Origin of the sequence: Halobellus rarus (genome assembly GCF_024494595.1) — an archaeon.
Lineage (GTDB): Archaea > Halobacteriota > Halobacteria > Halobacteriales > Haloferacaceae > Haloquadratum > Haloquadratum rarum.
In genome coordinates, this window is sequence record NZ_JANHDI010000012.1 from 132,725 (window position 1) to 152,532 (window position 19,808).

At 68.2% G+C, this 19,808-nt stretch carries 17 protein-coding genes; 3 read left to right on the top strand and 14 right to left on the bottom strand.

The window, feature by feature from the left end; genetic code table 11:
- Positions 1–130: 130 nt before the first annotated feature.
- The 5 genes from gatE to NO876_RS14675 all read right to left on the bottom strand — a co-directional run bounded on the left by gatE (position 131) and on the right by NO876_RS14675 (position 5,409).
- Entirely contained in the window at positions 131–1,999 is a 1,869-nt protein-coding gene (gene gatE / locus NO876_RS14655) for a Glu-tRNA(Gln) amidotransferase subunit GatE (protein WP_256422407.1), read from the bottom strand.
- A gap of 74 nt (positions 2,000–2,073) precedes the next feature.
- Positions 2,074–2,238: an HVO_2901 family zinc finger protein gene (locus NO876_RS14660; RefSeq protein WP_256422408.1), complete on the bottom strand. Its 165-nt coding sequence runs from the start codon at positions 2,236–2,238 to the stop codon at positions 2,074–2,076.
- A 137-nt stretch (positions 2,239–2,375) separates the two neighbouring features.
- Positions 2,376–3,071: a class I SAM-dependent methyltransferase gene (locus NO876_RS14665; RefSeq protein ID WP_345780766.1), complete on the bottom strand. Its 696-nt coding sequence runs from the start codon at positions 3,069–3,071 to the stop codon at positions 2,376–2,378.
- Complete coding sequence (locus NO876_RS14670) at positions 3,068–3,835, bottom strand: hypothetical protein (RefSeq protein ID WP_256422409.1); 768 nt, start codon at positions 3,833–3,835, stop codon at positions 3,068–3,070. Before NO876_RS14670 ends, NO876_RS14665 begins: the two co-directional genes overlap by 4 nt.
- A 164-nt stretch (positions 3,836–3,999) precedes the next feature.
- Entirely contained in the window at positions 4,000–5,409 is a 1,410-nt protein-coding gene (locus tag NO876_RS14675) for a class II fumarate hydratase (RefSeq protein ID WP_256422410.1), read from the bottom strand.
- A gap of 131 nt (positions 5,410–5,540) precedes the next feature.
- Between NO876_RS14675 and NO876_RS14680 the strand changes: the two genes are divergently transcribed.
- The gene (locus tag NO876_RS14680; protein WP_256422411.1) at positions 5,541–7,175 is read left to right on the top strand and encodes a potassium channel family protein; all 1,635 of its coding nucleotides are present in this window, start codon (positions 5,541–5,543) and stop codon (positions 7,173–7,175) included.
- Between the two features lie 37 nt (positions 7,176–7,212).
- On the opposite strand, the gene NO876_RS14685 is transcribed toward NO876_RS14680, so the two are convergent.
- Together NO876_RS14685 and NO876_RS14690 are read right to left on the bottom strand one after the other, a co-directional pair.
- The gene (locus tag NO876_RS14685; protein ID WP_256422412.1) at positions 7,213–7,473 is read right to left on the bottom strand and encodes a BolA family protein; all 261 of its coding nucleotides are present in this window, start codon (positions 7,471–7,473) and stop codon (positions 7,213–7,215) included.
- Between the two features lie 332 nt (positions 7,474–7,805).
- Positions 7,806–8,129 (bottom strand): ribbon-helix-helix protein, encoded by a 324-nt coding sequence (locus tag NO876_RS14690; RefSeq protein ID WP_256422413.1) that lies wholly within the window; start codon positions 8,127–8,129, stop codon positions 7,806–7,808.
- A gap of 152 nt (positions 8,130–8,281) precedes the next feature.
- Between NO876_RS14690 and NO876_RS14695 the strand changes: the two genes are divergently transcribed.
- Positions 8,282–9,229, top strand: coding sequence for an HhH-GPD family protein (locus NO876_RS14695; protein ID WP_256422414.1), 948 nt, complete (start codon positions 8,282–8,284; stop codon positions 9,227–9,229).
- Between the two features lie 90 nt (positions 9,230–9,319).
- Positions 9,320–10,345, top strand: a complete 1,026-nt coding sequence (locus tag NO876_RS14700; protein ID WP_256422415.1) for an LLM class flavin-dependent oxidoreductase — start codon at positions 9,320–9,322, stop codon at positions 10,343–10,345.
- Positions 10,346–10,444: 99 nt separating this feature from the next.
- Here the strand turns inward: NO876_RS14700 and NO876_RS14705 are convergent, their stop codons facing one another.
- The 7 genes from NO876_RS14705 to NO876_RS14735 all read right to left on the bottom strand — a co-directional run bounded on the left by NO876_RS14705 (position 10,445) and on the right by NO876_RS14735 (position 19,802).
- Positions 10,445–11,818: a geranylgeranyl reductase family protein gene (locus tag NO876_RS14705; protein ID WP_256422416.1), complete on the bottom strand. Its 1,374-nt coding sequence runs from the start codon at positions 11,816–11,818 to the stop codon at positions 10,445–10,447.
- Between the two features lie 92 nt (positions 11,819–11,910).
- Positions 11,911–12,993: an ABC transporter permease gene (locus NO876_RS14710; protein ID WP_305882979.1), complete on the bottom strand. Its 1,083-nt coding sequence runs from the start codon at positions 12,991–12,993 to the stop codon at positions 11,911–11,913.
- Positions 12,986–14,218, bottom strand: coding sequence for an ABC transporter permease (locus NO876_RS14715; protein ID WP_256422418.1), 1,233 nt, complete (start codon positions 14,216–14,218; stop codon positions 12,986–12,988). The genes NO876_RS14710 and NO876_RS14715 overlap by 8 nt, the downstream gene beginning before the upstream one ends.
- The gene (locus NO876_RS14720; protein WP_256422419.1) at positions 14,215–15,810 is read right to left on the bottom strand and encodes an ABC transporter ATP-binding protein; all 1,596 of its coding nucleotides are present in this window, start codon (positions 15,808–15,810) and stop codon (positions 14,215–14,217) included. The genes NO876_RS14715 and NO876_RS14720 overlap by 4 nt, the downstream gene beginning before the upstream one ends.
- A 102-nt stretch (positions 15,811–15,912) precedes the next feature.
- Entirely contained in the window at positions 15,913–17,052 is a 1,140-nt protein-coding gene (locus tag NO876_RS14725; RefSeq protein ID WP_256422420.1) for a BMP family lipoprotein, read from the bottom strand.
- Positions 17,053–17,318: 266 nt separating this feature from the next.
- Entirely contained in the window at positions 17,319–18,734 is a 1,416-nt protein-coding gene (locus tag NO876_RS14730) for a phosphohexomutase domain-containing protein (RefSeq protein WP_256422421.1), read from the bottom strand.
- Positions 18,735–18,974: 240 nt separating this feature from the next.
- Positions 18,975–19,802, bottom strand: coding sequence for a hypothetical protein (locus tag NO876_RS14735; RefSeq protein ID WP_256422422.1), 828 nt, complete (start codon positions 19,800–19,802; stop codon positions 18,975–18,977).
- Positions 19,803–19,808 lie beyond the last annotated feature (6 nt).

A 19,808-nucleotide genomic window follows, 5' to 3' on the forward strand; every position in this document is an offset into this window, starting at 1 on the left:
CAAGGACGGTGAAAACTGTTCGGTGCCAGATATCAGATCGCATAATCGCGTCGGTTCCCGTCCCGAAGGGGTTCGGGATCCGTTCCGTGTCAGGCTCACCTCGAAGGAACAGGCCTCCGCTATCTACGTGTCAGGCGCGCTTCTGTATCTCCTCGCGCAGCACGTCGCTGACGACCTCGCCGTCGGCCTTGCCGCGAAGCGCGCCCATCGCCTCGCCCATCAGTCCTGAGAACGCCGCCATTCCCTCCTCCTGGACCTGTTCGGCGTTCCGCTCGACGACGTCGACGACCGCGTCGCGAACGTCGGCCTCGGAGACGCCCGAGAGTCCCGCCTCCTCGACCCCGTCCTCGGCGGTGAGAGAGGGCTCCTCGGCCAGTTCTTCCAACACGTCGGTGACGCCCTCCTTCGCCAACTCGCCGTCTTCGACGAGGTGCATCACCCCGAGCAGGTGCTCGTCGGTCAGTTCCGCGACGGCGACGTCGTCGCGTCGGAGCTCCGTGAGCGTCGATTCCAGCAGCCCCGCCGCGAAGGTCGCGTCGATCCCCTCGTCGACGGCCCGCTCGAACAGCGGCATCCGGCGACCGTAGGCGACCTGCTCTGCGAGTCCCGCGTCGAGGCCGAACTCGGCCTGGTAGCGCTCGACCTTCTCGGTCAGAAGCTCCGGCGTCTCGACGGTCGAGGGGTCCAGTGCGACCGGCGGGACGTCCGTCTCGGGGTACATCCGCGCCGCGCCGGGGAGCGGGCGGAGGTAGCGCGTCGTGCCGTCGTCGTTCGCGCCGCGCGTCTCCTCGGGGACGCCGTCGAGGGCGGTCTCAGCCCGCTCTGCGGCTGCCTCGATCGCCAACTCCGCGGTCTCGGTGTCGGCGGCGACGATCGCGACCGCGTCCTCCTCGCCGGCGTCGACGGCGTCGCGCAGCGCGTTGACTTCCGCCTCGCTCACGCCGTAGGCCGGAAGCTCGTCCGTGTGGAAGATCCCGCCCGCACCGTGGCGCTTGGCGTGGTCCGACAGTTCGGTCCCGAGCCGTCTGTCCGGCTGGATCTCGCGGCCGACGAGGCCGTCGAAGCCGTACAGCGGGACGGCCGTCACCGAACCCCCGTCGGAGAGCGCGCCCCCGATCACGCCGGAGTCGGTCCCCTCGAACACCTCGGAGACGTCGACCACGTCGCCGACGGCGGCTTCGCGCTCGTGGAGTTCGTCGCGGATCTCCAGGAGTGCGACCTGGCGACCGACCTCCTGACGAACGATCTCGTCGATCTGATCGAGCGCCTGCACGCCCTTGATCTCGACGCGCGCGCCCTCGGCGATGGAGACGTTGACGTCCTGACGAATCGTCCCCAGACCGCGTTTGACCGACCCCGTCGAGCGCAGGAGCATTCCGATCGTCTCGGCCGCTTCGCGCGCCTGCTCGGGCGAATCGATGTCGGGCCGGGTCCCGATCTCGACGAGCGGGACGCCGAGGCGGTCCAGCGAGAAGGTGACGCCGTCCTCGCGCTCCTCGACGCGCTGGGCTGACTCCTCTTCGAGCAGCAGGTCCTCGACGCCGACGGGACCCTCGCTCGTCTCGATCTGACCGTCTTGGGCGACGAGCGACGTCCGCTGGAATCCGGAGGTGTTCGACCCGTCGATGACGAGCTTTCGCATCACGTGGGCCTGATCGACCGGCTCCATATCGAGGAGTTCGGCGATCTGTAAGGCGACCGCCTGTGCCTCCGCGTCGAGTCGATGCGGCGGCTCCTCGTCCTGCTCGACGAGGCAGGTCGAATCGTAGGCGAGGTACTCGAACTCGCGCTCGACGCGGCTCTCTTCGAGCGCCGCGTCGTCGAGTTCGCCGAGTTCGCTCTTCGTCGGATGGAGGTAGCGCGTGAACGAGCGCGTCGCCGACTCGGGGTCGCGCTCGTCGGTCGGACACTGACAGAACAGCTTCGTCGCGGTGTCGAGTTGCTGGTGGATCTCAAGGCCCGCGACGAGGCCGAGATCGTCGTAGTCGTACGCGGTCATTACGAGTGAGTGCGCACTCCCGGCGTAAAAAATGATTCAGTCCGCGTCGACCGGTCGAGGATCGACGAAAAGAACTACAGTCGACGGAGTCCGTCGCCGATGCCGCTTCCCTCCTCGCACTCCGGACAGGCGTAGTGCCACCCGTCGGTCGTCGCTTTGCCTTCGGGGAACGTCTCCCCGCAGTGTCGGCACTCGAGGAGGTCGCGACCGCGGTCGCGACTGTACTGGAGACCCTGCATACGCGGATTTCGACGAATGCGAGTATCAACGTATCGATTCGAGAGCGGAGACCGCTCGCGAATCGGCACCGTCGCCGTAACGCATCGCTGTGCGGTAAGTCGACTCCGCTCCGCATCTCGGGGCTCGCCTCGATAGCTCAAGCGTCCTGGCGGTATCCCGCGTGCAGGCGGATCGTCCCGAACACGTAATCTCGATAGACGACCGAGTCCAGACAGTCCGCGAGCGCGCGCCGCGACTCGTCCGTCCGCGCTTCGAGTTGTCGAAGCGGATCGCCCGCATCGACGTCGAACAGGCGCGCGTTCAACTGCGCGAACGCCCGCAGGGCGGCGTTGGCGGCGCGCCCTCCGTGGGGGGCGAAGTTGGTCACGACGACGTGATCCGCGAGGTCGCACCACCCACAGACGACCGCGTACGGGTCCGCGAACAACGAGGTGACGAAGGTCGCGAGCACCCCGTCGGCCGACTCGACCGGCGGTCTCGTCGCGTCGCCCTGCACCACGGAGACGTTCCCCCAGCCGCGACGCTCGATGAGCCTTCGTGCCCGTTCGAGCATCGGGCGGGTGACGTCGACGCCGACGACGTGCCCGTCGGGGCCGACGGCCTCGCGCAGCGCGGGGAAGTTGACGCCGGGACCACATCCGAAGTCGACGACCGTGTCGCCCGGATCGAGGTCGAGCGCCGCCGCGCATCCGTCGCGGACGCCGCCGATCGACGCCGTCGCCCGCGCGAACCAGTCGTAGACCGGTGCCCACGCGCCGTATTCACGTCGGATGCGGCGGGCGGCGTCGAGGTCGAACGGGACAGGTCCGTTCGCCGGATCGCTCGGCGTCACGATTCACCCACCACCGCCGAGGGCGGCGTCTTCGGCCACCACTGCGATGGCCCGTGCCGCGCGACCGACGAGTAGCACTGTTCGGAGCCGGCGCACCCGTGCGGCCGCTGGTAGTCGATGCCGCGCTCTCGGAGGTACGTCACGTACCCGTCGTCGACGCGGTCCAGTTTCTCGTGACAGACCCAGCGCTTCCCGCACCTGCCGGCCGCGACGTCGCGGTACGGACACGTGAACGTCGTCCGCTCGGTCCCGTCCGTCGACGCCGTCGAGTCGATCCGGACGCCCACCGTCCGGTACGCCCAGCGGAGGCGACGCACCACTCGTTCGGGCGAGGACGCGCCGAGGAACAGGACGTACGCGGCCGCGTACCCGAAGTCGTGGAGGAGGCGTTCGAGGATCGAGCGGGACTCGGGGGTGTCCGCGAGCAGCGTCCGCAGATCGTCGTACCACGCCGACACCTCGGCCACCGAATCGAGTATCTCGGCGGCGCTCGCGAGCGCCGCTCGGCGTCGGGTCAGCGGCGTCGCCCCCTCGGAGAGCCGGAACGAGGGGACCGACTCGACGTGTTCGAGCACCGACTCGCGGAGGACGTCGCCGTCGGCGTACGCCGTCGCCAGGCGTCGGAGTTCGGGGTACCACGACTCCGCCATCGCGCTGTACGTGCCGTCGAGCAAGTCGTCGGCCCGGTGGAACTCCTCCGATTCCGAGGGCATCGGGAACCGATCGACCGCGGTCAGCAGATCGTCTGAGCTCGGGCCCGCCATACGTTCGCATACGCCCGCAAGGAGAAAAGTGTGGGACCGACGGGCCGCGGGGTACGTCCGCGTGGGAGACGAGCCCCGGGATACGTCCGGACCGCGTATGGTCTGATCGGGAGCGTCCGGGTCGCAGTTCACCGATCGAGAGCGTCAGACCGACGGCTCCCGACTCAGTCGTCGCCGAGGATCCCGCGGTGCGTCATCGTCTCGGGGTCGAGCACCTCGTCGGCCTCCGCCTCGGTGAGGTAGCCCTTCTCGACGACGACTTCCCGCACCGTCTTCTCCTCTTTCAGCGCCGTCTTCGCGACCTCGCTGGCCTTGTCGTAGCCGATGGTCGGGTTCAGCGCCGTCGCGAGCGCCATCGACCGCTCGACCTGCTCCTCACAGACTTCCTCGTTGGCTTCGAGTTTCGCGACGAACCGCTCTGCGAACACCTCGGCGGCGTTCGAGAGCAGGTCGGTCGACTGCAGGAAGTTGTGCGCGAGGACGGGCTTGTAGAGGTTCAGATCGATCTGCCCCTCGGCCGCGCCGGCGGCGACGGCGGCGTCGTTGCCGACGACCTGCTTGTGGACCTGGTTGACCGCCTCCGCGACGACCGGGTTGATCTTGCCGGGCATGATCGAACTCCCGGGCTGGTTCTCGGGCTGTTCGATCTCGCCCAGGCCGTTCCGCGGCCCCGACGCCAGGAGCCGGAGGTCGTTGGCGATCTTGTTCAGCGAGCCCGCGACCGTGCGGAGCGCGCCGTGAGCCTCGTTCATCGCGTCGTGGGCGGCCTGCGCCTCGAAGTGGCTGTCCGCCGGGCGGAAGGAGAGACCCGTCTCCTCGGACATGTACTCGGCCGCTCGCTCGGGGAACTCGGGGTGCGTGTTGAGCCCCGTTCCGACCGCGGTGCCGCCGAGCGCGAGTTCGCCGAGGTGGTCGCTGACGTTCTCCGCGCGGGTGATCCCCTTCTCCACCTGGGTTCGGTAGCCCGCGAACTCCTGGCCGAGTCGGATCGGCGTGGCGTCCTGCAGGTGGGTCCGGCCGGTCTTGACGACGCCGTCGAACGCCGCTTCCTTCGCTTCCAGCGCCTCCGCGAGCGTTTCGAGCGCCGGGATCAGGTCCTTCTGGACGGCTTCGAGCGCGGAGACGTGCATCGCGGTCGGGATCACGTCGTTGGAGGACTGCCCGTAGTTCACGTGGTCGTTCGGATGGACGGCGCGGTCGCCGATCGACTCGCCCATGAGCTCCGCCGCGCGGTTGGCGATCACCTCGTTGGCGTTCATGTTCGACGAGGTCCCCGACCCGGTCTGGAAGACGTCGACCGGGAACTGGTCGTCGTGCTCGCCGGCGATGACCTCGTCTGCGGCCTCGACGATAGCGTCCGCCACCTCGTCGTCGACGAGTCCCAGGTCGCGGTTCGCCTGCGCGGCGGCCTTCTTCACGATTCCGAGCGCGCGGACGAAGCGCCGCCCGAACGCGATGCCGGAGATCGGGAAGTTCTCGATGGCCCGCTGGGTCTGTGCGCCCCAGTAGGCGTCTCTCGGCACCTGCATCTCTCCGAGGCTGTCCCGCTCGATGCGGTACTCGTCGTCGGACATACTCGGATCGACGGCCGGCGGCCGCGTAAAACCCGTCGGTTCGCTCACGCCCCCGTACGACCATTGGACGGCTCACCGTCGCCAGCCGTCTTCCCGACCGTTTAAGACCGTTCACCGTGTGCCACCAAGACGTGAATACGTGGGGACGCCGCGTCGTCGGCTACATCGGGTTTCTCTTTTTCGTGATGCTGCTGACCGCGGTGGCGTACCAGTGGGGAATGCGTGTGTACGAGGGAGATCCGGTCACCTTCCTACACTCCATACAGGTCGTCGTCGAGATGTTCACGACGACCGGGTTCGGCGGCGATTCGCCGTGGACGAGCCCCCAGATGAACGTCTTCATCACTGTGATGGACCTCCTCGGCATGGCGCTCCTGATCGGCGTGTTGCCGGTCGTGGCGACGCCGTTTCTGGAGGACGCGTTTTCGACGACCGTCCCGAAAGCGCTAGAGGAGGCCCTGGAGGACCACGTCGTGATCTGTTCGTACACGTCGCGGATGGAGGCACTCACCGCGGAACTCGACTCACAGGACGTGCCGTACGTGATCGTCGAACCGGACCGCACCCGGGCGGCCGAGCTGTACGAGGACGGTCGCCGCGTGATCCGTGCGGACCCCGAGTCGACCGAGGGGTTGGCGGGAGCGGGGCTGGCCGACGCTCGCGCGCTGGTCGCGGACGGCGACGATCAGGTGGACGCGAGCATCGTCCTCGCGGCGAAGGAACTCGCCGAGGACGTCTCCGTTATCAGCGTCGTCGAGGAGCCCGAGCGAGCGAGATACCACCGACTCGCCGGGGCGGATCAGGTCCTCTCGCCCCGGTCGCTGCTCGGCGAGAGTCTCGCGGCCAAGGTGACGACGGCGGTGACGTCGGAGATCGACGAGGCGATCGAGATCGGCGGCGACCTGGAACTCGCGGAGGTGCCGATCCACCACGGGAGCAGCCTCGCCGGGAGAACGCTCGCCGACAGCGGGATCCGAGAGGAGACGGGAGTCAACGTGATCGGGGCGTGGTACCACGGCGATTTCACCGCCTCACCGTCGCCGGGCGACGAACTGACGGCCGGAACCGTGTTGTTCGTCTCCGGCCATCCGGACCAACTGGAGCAACTCCTCGAGATGACCCAGTCGGGCCTCCGACGGTTCGGAACGGGGGAGACCATCGTCGTCGGCTACGGTCAGGTCGGAAAGACGGTCACCGCAGCGCTCGAAGTGGCGGGCGTTCCGTACACCACGGTCGACGAGGTCGAGTCGGAGGGAGTAGACGTGATCGGCGACGCGACCGAACCGGAGACGCTCGTCGACGCCGGAATCGAGGAGGCACGGACGGTTGTGCTCGCGCTCCCCGACGACACGACGACCGAGTTCGCGACGCTCGTGGTCCGTGATCTCGCACCCGAGACCGAAATCGTCGCGCGCGTCGAGGAGACGCCCAGCATCCCGAAGACGTTCCGCGCCGGCGGCGACTACGTGCTGTCGCTGGCGACGGTTACCGGGCGGCTGATCGCCTCGCGGGTGCTGAAAGACCGGGACGTTCTCTCCCTGGACCAGCAGGTCGAGGTGATCCGAATACGGGCCCCGAGGCTCGCCGGACACACCCTCCGCGAACTCGACGTCCGCTCGAAGACCGGGAGCACGATCGTCGCGATCGAACGGGGCGGCGAGGTCGTGACGGACGTCGGACCGAACACCCGAATCGAGGCGGACGACAGACTCGTCATCGCCGGGACGGACGAGAACGTGCGCGAGTTCGAACGCACGTTCGGATAGACGCGGGGGGGCCGATGCGGGGGCGTCGCGCGTCCGATCAGCTCCGCTCGCGGTACTCCTCGGGCGTGTACGTCTGCATCTCCAGGGCGTGAATCTCGGTCGTCATCGCGTCGCCGAGCGCGTCGTACACCATCTGGTGCTGCTGGACGAGCGTCTTCCCCTCGAAGGCGGGCGAGACGACCACGGCGGCGAAGTGGGCGTCCTCGTGGTCCTCGTCGGGGACGCGCGGGAGCGTGACGTCGGCCTCGGCGTCCGGGATTTCGGCTTCGATCCGTCGTTCGACCTCGTCGGTTTCCATACGCGGTATCGGTGGCTCCGACGGATAAAGTGCTCCGCTCCGAGATGAGTCACAGAAGTGGCGGACAGTCGGCACACCGCTCGCGACGGCTTCGGCCGATTCGGCATTCCCGGCCGCGTCGGCGTCCCCAACCCGTATCGGGGGCCTCCGTGGTCCGCTCTTCCGGGCCATCGTCGCCGTCGCATCCCGCGTCGACGTGCCGAACAACCGCTGCCCGACGCGGGATGTGCGTCAGATCACGGGGGCGTTGGCCCCGTCCTCGTATATAAATCCGGGGACGAAACGGCGAGCGGTCGACAGCCGACGACTGCCTCGGTCGCCGACGCGACCGCCTACATCTGATACCGGCGTTCGTCGTCGCGCTGCGGGTACTGATCCTGCCCGGTCATCTCCTCGAACGTCATTCCGGAGAGGTACTCGTCGTAGGTCACGTCGTACCCCTGCCGCAGGTGAAAGTCGAGCGTCCCGCGGTCGACGGTCGTCTGAAACAGCAGGTGTACCGCCCGGCGGAGCAGTTCGTCGGGGTCGTCGGTGCCGAACGCCGCGGAGAGCATCGCGAGCTCGTGTCGCGTCTCCCGGTCCAGCGAGACGGACTGCTCCTCGTCGACGTCGCCGTAGGCGGTTTCTACGTCCTCCGTGAGTTCGTCGAGACTCATACCTCGCCCTCTCGGGCGACGCGGGCAAACGACTTTCGTCTCGACGGGGGAGCAGACGGGGGGTCGGGTCCTGACGGGCCGCGATCTGAAGGGCTGCAATCTGCCGGGGCGCGACCAGAATCCACAAATCCGGTCGGCCCCACCTCCGGGTGATGACCGACGAGGAGGGCGGCCGGGTCGACGGCGTCGAGGGGATCAGAGACGGAGACATCGACGTCGACGCCGTTCGCGAGTCGCTCGTCTCGTGGTACGAGGACGATCACCGATCGTTCCCCTGGCGCGAGACCGACGATCCCTACGAGATCCTCGTCTCGGAGGTGATGAGCCAACAGACGCAACTCGACCGGGTCGTCGACGCCTGGCACGACTTCCTCGATCGATGGCCGACCGCCGAGTCGCTCGCCGCGGCCGATCGCTCTGACGTCGTCGCCTTCTGGAGCGACCACTCCCTCGGCTACAACAACCGCGCGAAATACCTCCACGAGGCCGCCCGACAAGTGATCGAGGAGCACGGCGGCGACTTCCCGCGAACGCCCGGAGAACTCTCCGAACTGATGGGCGTCGGCCCCTACACCGCGAACGCCGTGGCCTCCTTCGCGTTCAACGAGGGAGACGCCGTCGTCGACACGAACGTCAAGCGGGTGCTGTACCGCGCCTTCGACGTCCCCGACGACGACGCGACGTTCGAGGAAGTCGCGCAGGCGTTGCTGCTCGACGGGGAATCCCGCGTCTGGAACAACGCGATTATGGAACTCGGCGGCGTCGCCTGCGGGAAGACCCCCCGATGCGACGAGGCGGGGTGCCCCTGGCGACAGTGGTGTCACGCCTACGAGACGGGCGACTTCACCGCCCCCGACGTCCCGACGCAACCGGAGTTCGAGGGGAGCCGTCGGCAGATGCGCGGCCGGGTGGTCTCGACCCTGAAGGAGTACGACGAACTGCCCCTGGACGACCTCGGTCCGCGGGTCAGAGTCGACTACGCGCCGGACGGGTCGTACGGACGCGAATGGCTCTCCGGACTGCTCTCGGACCTCGCGGACGACGGTCTCGTCGAGGTGGACGACCGGGAGGGCGAGACGACGGCGCGGCTCCGACGGTGAGTGGAACTGCGTGCCGGTAGCCGAACCGCAGAGCAGGAATTAGACTGCTGGGAGCCGAACCGTTTTCCGTCACAGCGGCCGACTGCAGGTATGAAGCTCTCCGCTGTCGACCTCTCGCCGATCCCCGAGGACGGGACCGCGGCAGAGGCCTACGCGAACACCGTCGAAGCCGCGAAGCAGGCCGAAGAACTCGGTTACTCGCGTCTTTGGGTCGCAGAGCACCACGGGATGGGCGACAGGCTGGCGGGCACGACCCCCGAAGTGTTACTCGGACACCTCGCCGCCCAGACGGACTCGATCCGGCTGGGCTCGGGTGCCGTGCTGCTCAACCACTACAGCCCGTTCAAGGTCGCAGAGCAGTTCGGCGCGCTCGACGCGCTCGCACCCGGGCGGATCGACGCCGGACTGGGCCGCGCGAACGGGTCGCCGGCCGCCGACCGCGCGCTCGGGACGGAGCGGCGCGTCCAGGATCCAGACGGGGACCACCGAGAGAAGATCGAATCCGTCGTCGCCCACCTCTACGACGAGTTCCCGGCGGAGCACGCGTACGCAGACCTGACGATCCCGCGGTCGGACGCTGAGCCGCCCGTCCCGTGGGTGCTCGGGTCGAGTCCGTCGAGCGCCGCCATCGCTGGGGAACTCGGCCTGCGCTACTGCTTCGCGGCGTTCATCAGACCGCAGTTCGCCGTGCCGGCGTTCGACGAGTACCGCGAATCCTTCGAGGCGTCGGACTCGGCCGGCGGCCCCGACGAACCGGAGGGGATCGTCGCGCTGAACGCGATCTGCGCCGAGAGCGACGAGAAGGCCGCCCGGCTCCGCGCGGTGGCTGAGGCGTCCTACAAACGGCTCCGACGCGGCGTCGTCGACTCGACTCCATCGGTCGAAGAGGCGATCGACGAGCTGGGCGGCGTCCCCGATCCGACGCCCGAGACGCTCGATTCCGACGAGTGGCCGCGAGCGATCTCGGGCGGTCCCGAAACCATCGCCGGCCTGCTCGAGCAACTGTCCGAGCGCGTCGGCGTCGACGAGGTGATGATCCAGCAGGTCGCCGACCACGAGGACGCGCTCCGGTCCCACGAACTGCTGGCCGACGCCGTCGGTCTCGAAGGACGTTAGAGACGTCGTCGCGATAGGCGGGGACCCGCTCGGAGATCCCGCTCGGAGAAAACGCGTCGATCGGATACGGACTGTCGCGAGGGGTTCCGACAGCCCCGGTCAGTACTTCGGGTCCGCGCCGGTGACCTCGTAGATGTCGTCCATCAGGGCGTCGCGCTGCTCCTGCCAGACGTCGAGCGCCTCGGGACGGCGCGGATAGCGCGCGTAGTGTTCCATCAGCTCGTCCGCGAGGTTCTTCGTTTTGTAGAAGTGCAGGATCTGTCCCCAGTAGCCGAAGGAGTCCTTCGCGGTCTTCGCCAGCAGCGTCGGGCCGAAGGAGGTCGTTCCGGAGTAGAGCGCCTCGGCGAGTTTCTCGCCCGGCAGCGACGCGAGCAGTCCCATCAGATCGTCGACGTCGACCGCGGTCGAGAGCACGTTGTAGACGTCGAGGCCGGCGTATCGCGCGCCGAAGTGGTCCATCACGCGCTCGTTGTAGTGCCACAGCGCCTCCTCGCTCACGTCGCCCTCGGAGATGGCGCGGACGGCCTGTTCGCCGGCGTAGGTGCCGGCGTATGCGGCCCCGGCGATGCCGCCGCCGGTCGTGGGGTTGACGTGGCCGGCGGCGTCGCCGACGGCGACGAAGCCGTCCGCGACCGCCGAGTCGTAGGGGCGACGCGTCGGCAGCGCCGCGCCGAGTTTGTCCTTCACCTCCCCGCCCTCGAACTCGGGGCGGTCGCGGAGGTCCCGCTTCAAGTCGTCGACGAGCTTCATCGGCTCCTCGTTCATCTGGAACCCGAGCCCGGCGTTGATCGTCGTCTCCGTCCGCGGGAAGTACCAGAGGTAGCCCGCCGCGCGCTCGGTCGGTTTGAACACCAGCGCGTCGTCCCACTCGACCGGCTCGGGCACCTCGACGATCTCGCGATAGGCCGAACAGAACTGCGAGTAGGAGACGTTCGTGTCGAAGCGGGAGTTCGAGAAATCGGTCTTATCCTGAAGAATCGACAGCGAGCCCGCGCCGTCGACGACGACGTCGGCCTCGAACTCGACGACCTCGCCGTTTCGCTTGCCGCGGACGCCAGTGACGGTGTCGTCGTCGTCCTGGACGACGTCCTGGACGACCGTGTCGTAGTGGAACTCGGTGCCGGCGTTCTCCGCGCCTTCGATGATCAACCGCCCGTACTCCCAGCGATCGATGACGGCGAGTTCGCCGGGAACGGGGATGTCGAGGACGGTGTCCTCCTGGGGAATCTCGAATCGTCCGTGGTCGACGCCCGTGTTCGTGAAGGAGTCCTCGATCTGTGACTTCGGGATCGACTCGGGGAAGGCGTCCGCGCCCTTCAGCGCGTCGCCGCAGGCGATGTGTCCGGCTTCCTCGGCTGTTTTCCGCTCGACGATCGCGACGTCGAGACCCTCGCGGGCGACGGTGGCCGCCGCGTAGCAGCCGGCCGTCCCCGCACCGACGACGACGACGTCGTACTCGTGGGAGGTACTCATCGTTCCGTCTCTCGCGTGCGAGCGGAAAACTCTTTATCTGTCGCCCGCCCGTCGACGGGCCGGCGATCCGCAGGCGGGATCGGCGGTCGCCGCTACTCCTCGCCGGACTCGTAGTGTTCGCCGGCCGCCTCGGGGATGCGCGTCCGCCCGACGAGCGCGAGGACGATGATCACGACGACGAACGGCGTGATCCGGATGAGCTGTCGCGGGATGCCGATCCCCTGCAACTGGAGGACCGTCTGCATCGCGTCGAGGCCGGCGAAAAGCATCGTCGAGAGGAACGCGCCGATCGGGTTGTAGTTGCCGAACAGGTACGCCACGATGGCGATGAACCCCTTGCCGTTGACCATCGTCGGGCCGTTACCGGTGAACTGTCCGAGGTCGAGCGACAGCGCCGAGCCGCCCATCCCGGCGAGGACGCCCGAGAGGAGCACCGCCGCGTACCTGACGCGAGCGACGCTCACGCCCGCCGTGTCGAGGGCTTTCGGGTTCTCGCCGCTGGCGCGGACCCAGCGGCCGAAGGTCGTTCGCTCGAAGACGTACCACGAGAGGCCGACGGCGACGAAGAGCAGGTACACGGAGGGCGACGCCGAGAAGAGCGCTCCGAAAAACGGGATATCGGCGAGCACCGGCACCGAGATGGCCCCGGGCGTCGGGACCGTCGGCGTGTTCGGGCCGCCGTAGATGACCTGCGAGGCGAACGGCGCGAGGCCGAGGGCGATGAGCCAGACCGCGAGGCCGGCGATGATCTGGTCCGCCCGGAACTCGATCGTGACGATGGCGAAGAGCAGCGCGAGCAGGGTGCTCGCGAGGACGCCGCCGCCGAACCCGATCCAGACGCCGCCCGTGACCTCGGTGACGTAGATGGCGGTGAACGCGGAGATGATGAGCAGCCCTTCGAGCCCGATGTTGATCACGCCGGACTTCTCCGAGAAGATCCCGCCGAGCGCGGCGAAGGCGATCGGAACCGAGAGCCGCAACGCCGCCGAGAGCGTGTTCTCGCTGGAGATGACGTCCGCGAAGGTGCCGACGATCGTGTCCGGAAAGAGCCAGCCGCCGACGAGCAGCGCGAGGACGGCTGCGACGGTTACTCCGGCGGTCATCACCCGCATCGAGTACCGCTCCAGGAACTCGGTCTCGGACGCCGGTTCGGTCTCTTCGGACGCCTCACTCATCGGCCTCACCCCCCGGTGTGCCGCCGTCGGTCGCGACGACCTTCGATCCCGTGTCCGTCACCCGCTTGCCGACGAGTCGGAAGAACTCCGGCATCGCCACGAAGAGGATGATGAGCCCCCGGAGGACGCCGACCAGTTGCGGCGGGACGTCCGTCGCGAACTGGACGACCGTCGTCCCGCTCTTGAGGACGCCGAACAGCAGCGCCGCGAAGCCGACCCCGAGCGGGTTGTTGCCGGCGAGGATCGAGACGGTGATGCCGTCGAAGCCGTAGGAGGGGACGCCGGACTGGAAGGAGCCGAGGATCATCATCACGTACATCGCGCCGGCGACGCCGCCGAGTGCGCCCGACAGCGTCAGACTCGCGACGATCGTCCGCGCGGCGTCGACGCCCCCGTACTCCGCGGCGTCGGGCTGGATCCCGCTCGTGCGGACGTCGTAACCGAACGCCGTGTGTTCGAGCAGGTAGTAGAGCGCGCCGACGGCGACGACGCCGAACGCGAGCGCGACGAGCGAGAAGTCCTGCCGCCCCCCGAAGAGCACCGTGGGGAACTGCGCGTAGTCGGGCAACGGGACGGTCTGGTTCGCCGCGCTGTTGGGGTCCTTGAACGCGCCGCTGACGAGGTACAGCGTGATCCCGGTCGCGATGAAGTTGAGCATGATCGTCGTGATCACCTCGTTAGCGTCGGCGTAGGCCTTGAGCAGTCCGGGGATGGCCCCGTAGAGCCCACCGAAGACGGCCCCGACGAGCACGCCGAACGGAACCAAGAGGAACGTCCCGACGACGCCCGAGACGAGCGACGACGCCCAGAGGACGAGCAGTGCGGTCGCCATCCCGCCGACGACCATCTGTCCCTGCGTCCCGATGTTGAAGATCCCCGCGCGGAACGCCAGCGCCACCGAGAGCCCCGTGAAGAGCAGCAGCGTCGTCTCCCGGAGCGTCACCGAGAACTGTCCGTCCGGCGACCAGCCGCCGCTGAAGGGGTCGCCCAGCGCCCCGAGGAACAGCCGATCGAAGACGACGACGGGGTCGTAGCAGAACCCGGTGCCGAAGTAGTAGACCGCCTCGCTCGCCGTGCACGTCGTCATCCGGCCGGCGACGAGGACGAGCACGGCTCCGACGAGAATCGAGAGGACGAGCGCCGCGGTGCTGATCAGGATCCGCTCGGTCGCCGACGCCCCGACCAGTCGTTCGAGGACGGTCTGTATCCGATCGGGAACTCTCACGCGTGCTCACCGCCGTTGGGTGCATCGGTCGATTCGGTGTGTGCCGCCGACTGTCCGGCCTGGTCCGGCGCGTCTTCGTCCGGACGCTCGCCGGCCATCAGCAGTCCCAGTTCCTCCTCTGTCGTCCCGGCGGGGTCGACGACGTCGATGAACTCGCCCTCGTACATCACGGCGAGGCGATCCGAGAGGCCCTGGACCTCCTCTAACTTCGAGGAGATCAGCACGATCGCGACCCCCTCTTTGCGGAGTTCCAGCAGGCGCTCGTGGATGAACTCGATCGATCCCACGTCGACCCCGCGAGTCGGGTGGGCAGCGACGACGAGTTCGGGTTCGCGCGAGAACTCGCGGCCGACGATGAACTTCTGCTGGTTCCCGCCGGAGAGCGACTCGGAGGTCGAATCGGGGTTCGGCGGCCGCACGTCGTACTCCTCGATGATCGACTCGGCGTGATCGCGTGTGGCCGGCCAGTCGATCCGGCCGTTGGGGCCGAGTTCGGGGCTGTGCTGACTCCCGAGAAGCGCGTTCTCCACGAGGTCGAAGTTCATCACCAGCCCGCGTTCCTGTCTGTCCTGGGGGATGTACGCCATTCCGGATTCGATACGTTGGCGTCGCGAGGATCCGGTGATGTCCTCGCCCAGGAACTCGATCCGACCGGCTTCGGGGGAGGTGAGTCCGGTCAGCGCCTCGATGAGTTCGGACTGGCCGTTGCCGTCGACGCCCGCGATGCCGAACACCTCGCCCTCTCGAACGTCGAACGAGACGTCGTCGACGACGCGGACGCCGCGGTCGTCCTCGACGGCGAGATTCGACGCCGCGGCGACGACGTCGCCGGTCTCTGCGGGCGGCCGGTCGACGTCGAGGAGCACCTCCCGGCCCACCATCAGTTCCGCGAGGTCCTCGCGGTTCGTCCCGTCCGCCTCGACGGTGCCGACGTTGCGGCCGTCCCTGAGGACGGTGATCTCGTCGGCCGCGCGCATCGCCTCGCCCAGTTTGTGCGTGATGAAGATGATCGTCTTGCCCTGGGCGGTCAGCTCTTCGAGCACCTCGAACAGCTCTTCGACCTCCTGGGGCGTCAACACGGCCGTCGGCTCGTCCAGGATCAGGACGTCCGCGCCGCGGTAGAGCGCCTTGAGGATCTCCACGCGCTGTTGTTCGCCGACGGAGACGTCCTCGATACGGGCGTCGGGGTCGACGTCGAAGCCGTATCGCTCCGAGAGGTCGACGACGGCGTCGCGGGCGGCCGCCCGGTCGACCGCGAGACCGCCCCACTTCGTCGGCTCGTTTCCGAGCGTGATGTTCTCGGTGACGGTCATCGGATCGACCAGCATGAAGTGCTGGTGGATCATCCCGATCCCGGCGTCGATCGCGTCGCGCGGCGAGTCGAACCGCCGTTCCGCGCCGTCGACGAGAACGCGACCGGACGTCGGCTCGTAGAGCCCGTAGAGGACGTTCATCAGCGTCGTCTTCCCCGCCCCGTTCTCGCCGAGGAGTGCGTGCACAGTCCCGCGCTCGACGGCGAGGTCCACGTCGTCGTTCGCCACGACACCCGGGAACCGCTTGGTGATCCCGTCGAGGTGGACGGCTGTATCCATAGATCTGTGTCTCCCTGATCGGGGGATGAACGAATAGGTTTGGATCTTTCTCGGGCGGATCCGCACTGTCCGCCCGATCCCGCCGTCGATCGGACGAGACGCTTACTGCGGCGTCGACGGAACGTCGATGTCGCCCGCGATGATGTCCTCGCGTGCGGTCGCGACCTCGTCGGCGACTTCGTCGGGGATCTCCGAACCGAGTTGGTCCCCGTAGACCAGCGCGACCCCCTCCTGATCGAGACCGAGTTCGATGGTGTCACCGCCCTCGAAGTTCCCCTCGACGACCGACTCGATGGAGGTGTAGACGGCCGTATCGACGCGCTTGACCATACTGCCGAGGATGACGTCGGCGTAAGAGGGCTTCGTGATCGACTGGTCGCGGTCGACGCCGATGGCGAAGCGCTCCTGCTCCTGGGCGGCCTGGAAGACGCCCGTTCCGGTGTTCCCGGCGGCGTGGTAGACGATGTCGGCACCGCTGTTGTACATCGCCGTCGCCGCTTCCTTCCCCGCGGCGGGGTCGTTGAAGCTCCCGGTGTAGTTCGTGCTGACGTCGACGTCGTCGCTGCCAGCGTTGACACCCGCGACGAAGCCGGCCTCGAACTTCCGGATCAGGTCCGACTCGACGCCGCCGACGAACCCGACGTTCGTCGAATCGCCCGCGGTCGAACCCGCCCCGGCCGAGAAGTCACGCGTCGTGAGCAGACTGGCCATCAGACCCGCGAGATAGGAGCCTTCGTGCTCGGCGAACACGTAGTTGTCCACGTTCGCCGCGTCGACCGCAGCGTCGACGAGCATAAAGTTCTGTTCGGGGTAGTCCGCCGCGGTCTCAGACAGCGCGTCGGCCTGGAGGAAACCGATACAGCAGACCAGGTCGTAGTTCGGATCGCTCGACCCCGCGAACTGCTGCTGGAACGTGCTGAACTGCGAGACCTCGTCCGGCTGGGCCTCGTTGAACGAGATGCCGAGTTCCTCCTCGGCTTCGAATGCCCCCTGCTGGGCCTGGTCGTTGAACGACCCGTCGCCGAGACCGCCGGTCGCATAGACCATCCCGATGTTGGCCGCTGGACCGTCGTCGCTCGGTTCCGTGGTCGTCTCCTCGCCGCCGGAGTCCCCCGAACCGTCGCCGCCGCTGGCTTCGGTCTCCGTGTCGTCGTCCGATCCGCCGGTCGGTCCGCCGCTACAACCCGCCAGTCCCGCGATTCCCGCGACTCCCGTCGCCTTCACGAATGTGCGTCTATCCATAGCTATGAACTCCTATAGAACAATGGGTAGAGAGATGTGCATAAATTCGTCGCTTCCGCCGCTTCACCCGCACTCCTTCGGGTGAAAAGTGGACGGGCATCCGAAGGTGGAAGCCGTTAGTAGCGTTTGCACGTCTTCGCTCGTTCGATCGCACGCAGTCGTGCGGTCGGACGAGTACTCAGCTGCAAACGCGGCGATTGTCGACGAGGAGAGTCGCCGACACCCTCAGACGGCGGACGGACGCCGAGCGGTTGGTCTGCCCCGGTTCAGACGTCGCCGCCGTCAGCCGCGTTGGCGTCGTCGCCGCCGTCGACCCCGCTGGCGACGACCTCGGTGACCGACGCCACGAACGCGTCGACGTCGTCGGCCTCCGCGTACACGCGAACGTACGGTTCGGTGCCGGAGGGTCGGACCAGCGTCCACGACCCGTCGTCGAACTCCAGTCGGACCCCGTACTCCGTGTCGACGGTCGCTTCGGGAAACGCCTCGGGGAGCGCCGTCTCGAGGTACGTCATCGCGTCGGCCTTGCGGTCGTCGGGGCAGTCGACGCTCACTTTCCGATAGGGGCGTTCGGTGATGGGATCGCGGAGACCGTCGAGCCCTTCGGCCGCCACGAGGCGCGTCAGCACGGCCGCCGACGCGATCCCGTCGATCCAGCGGCCGTGGTCGGGGTGGATGTGCTTCCACGGTTCGGCGGCGAAGACGACGTCGCCGCCGTCGCCCCGCGCCGAGGCGATACCCTCGTGGAGCGCGCCGAGTCGGACCCGCTCGACGCGGCCGCCGGCGTCCTCGACCCGCTCGTCGATCCGCCCGGAGGCGTTCGGCGTCGTCACGACGACCGGGTCCGCCGCGTCAGACGCGCGGACGAAGTGCGACGCCAGTATCGCGACGACCGTGTCCTCGTGGACGACGTCGCCGTCGGCGTCGACGATCACGATCCGATCCGCGTCGCCGTCGTGGCCGATGCCGAACGCGAAGTCGCCCGTGGCGACGAACTCCCGGAGATCGGCCAGCGTCTCCGGCGTCGGTTTCGAGTCGCGGCCGGGGAAGTGCCCGTCGACCTGTCCGTTGAGCGTGACCACCCGGGCTCCGAGTTCGTGCAGCACCTGGGGCGTCCCGAGCGCGCCCATCCCGTTGCCGAGATCGACCGCGACGTCGATCCCCGTCGCGTCCGCGCCGTGCGTCTTCGCGTAGTCGACGACCGCGGCGCGATAGGAGGGAAGCACTTCGACCGTTTCGGCCGCCCCCCACTCGTCCCACGCGGCGGGCGGGTGGTCGTCCGCAACGCGGGCCTCGACGCCCCGCTCCCGCTCGCGATCGTACTCCTCGCCGTCGACGAAGGCCTTGATCCCGTTGTCCGTCGGCGGGTTGTGCGAGGCGGTGAGCATCACGCCGTGACGGCTCTGCGAGGCGTACGCGAGCGCCGGCGTGGGAACGACGCCGATCCGGCGGACGTCCGCCCCGGCGGATTCGACTCCGGCCGCCACGGCCGCCGCGAGCGCCGGCCCCGTCGTTCGACCGTCGCGTCCCACGACGACCTCCGGGCGTCGCGCGGCGTTCCCCAGTGTCTCGGCCGACTCGACGGCGTCGCTGCCGATCGCACGGCCGACGGCGAGTGCGAGCTCCGGCGTCACACGGTCGCGCGCAGAGCCGCGGATGCCCGCGGTTCCGAAGAGTTCCATACCCTCTCTGGTTTCGCGGTCGTCTATAAACTCACGCTTGCGAGTCGGACGAGCGTCTGCGATACCGACCGCTCGTACTCTTCGCGGCGGGAATGCCTCGATTGCGACGAAACAGTCACGAGTCACAGCGGGCCGTTCCAGTCGCGGCGGACGTTTCCAACCGCACCAACGGTCGTGAGAAACTCGAGACCGCACACGATCACAAAAATCCCGAGACCGAAGATCAGACGCCCGACGGTCTCAGAACCTCCGGATCCGGTGGATCACCAGGGCCCCGAGTGCGATGGCTCCGACTGCCAGCGCAGCCGAGTGCGACGTCTGGCCGGGGAGTGACGCGGCGAACCGTTCGACGGTCACCGGACCGCCGGCCGCCTGCCCCGATTCGGATCCGTCCACGGATCGGTCACCGTCGCGTTCGTCCGTGGGTGCTTCCGTTGCGCTGTCATCTCCGTTCGAACCGTCGTTCTCGATACTGGGGGCGTCGGTCCCGTCCGTGGCGTCCCCGTTGGAACCGTCGTCACCGGGGGCCTCCTCGTCGTTTCGGGAGTCGTCTTCGGACGAGCCGGGCTCGTCGGACGCGACGGTGATCGTCGGTCGGTCGACGGAACCGACGGCGTAGGCCGCGCCGTTTTCGTCACCCAGAACGTCGACCGTCACGTCGAGGGCCGTCGTCCCCGGTTCGTCCGCGGCGACGAGGACCGTCGCGACGGTGACGCTGCCGGTATCGTCGGTGTCCGCGAGCGCCGCGCTCAGCGTGACGCCGTCCGGGCGCTCGTTGACGTTGCTGACTCCCGGATCACCGTGGATGGTCACGTCCTCGACGGACGCGACGTCCGGATTCGAGAGCGCGACCGTGGCGTTCAGTGCGCCGACGCCGCCGTCGGTGCTCTCGACGACGAGAGCGACCGTCGTCGTGTGACCCTGCTCGAGGCTGTCGGTCCCCGGCGATACCACGATGTTCGTGGTGTCTGCAGCGGCCGCGACGCCGACCGCTGTCCCGGCCAGCACGAGGAGCGCGAGCGCGCACGCCAGATACCGCGTGTGGCGTTGGGTGGTAGTCGCGGCCATAGTCGT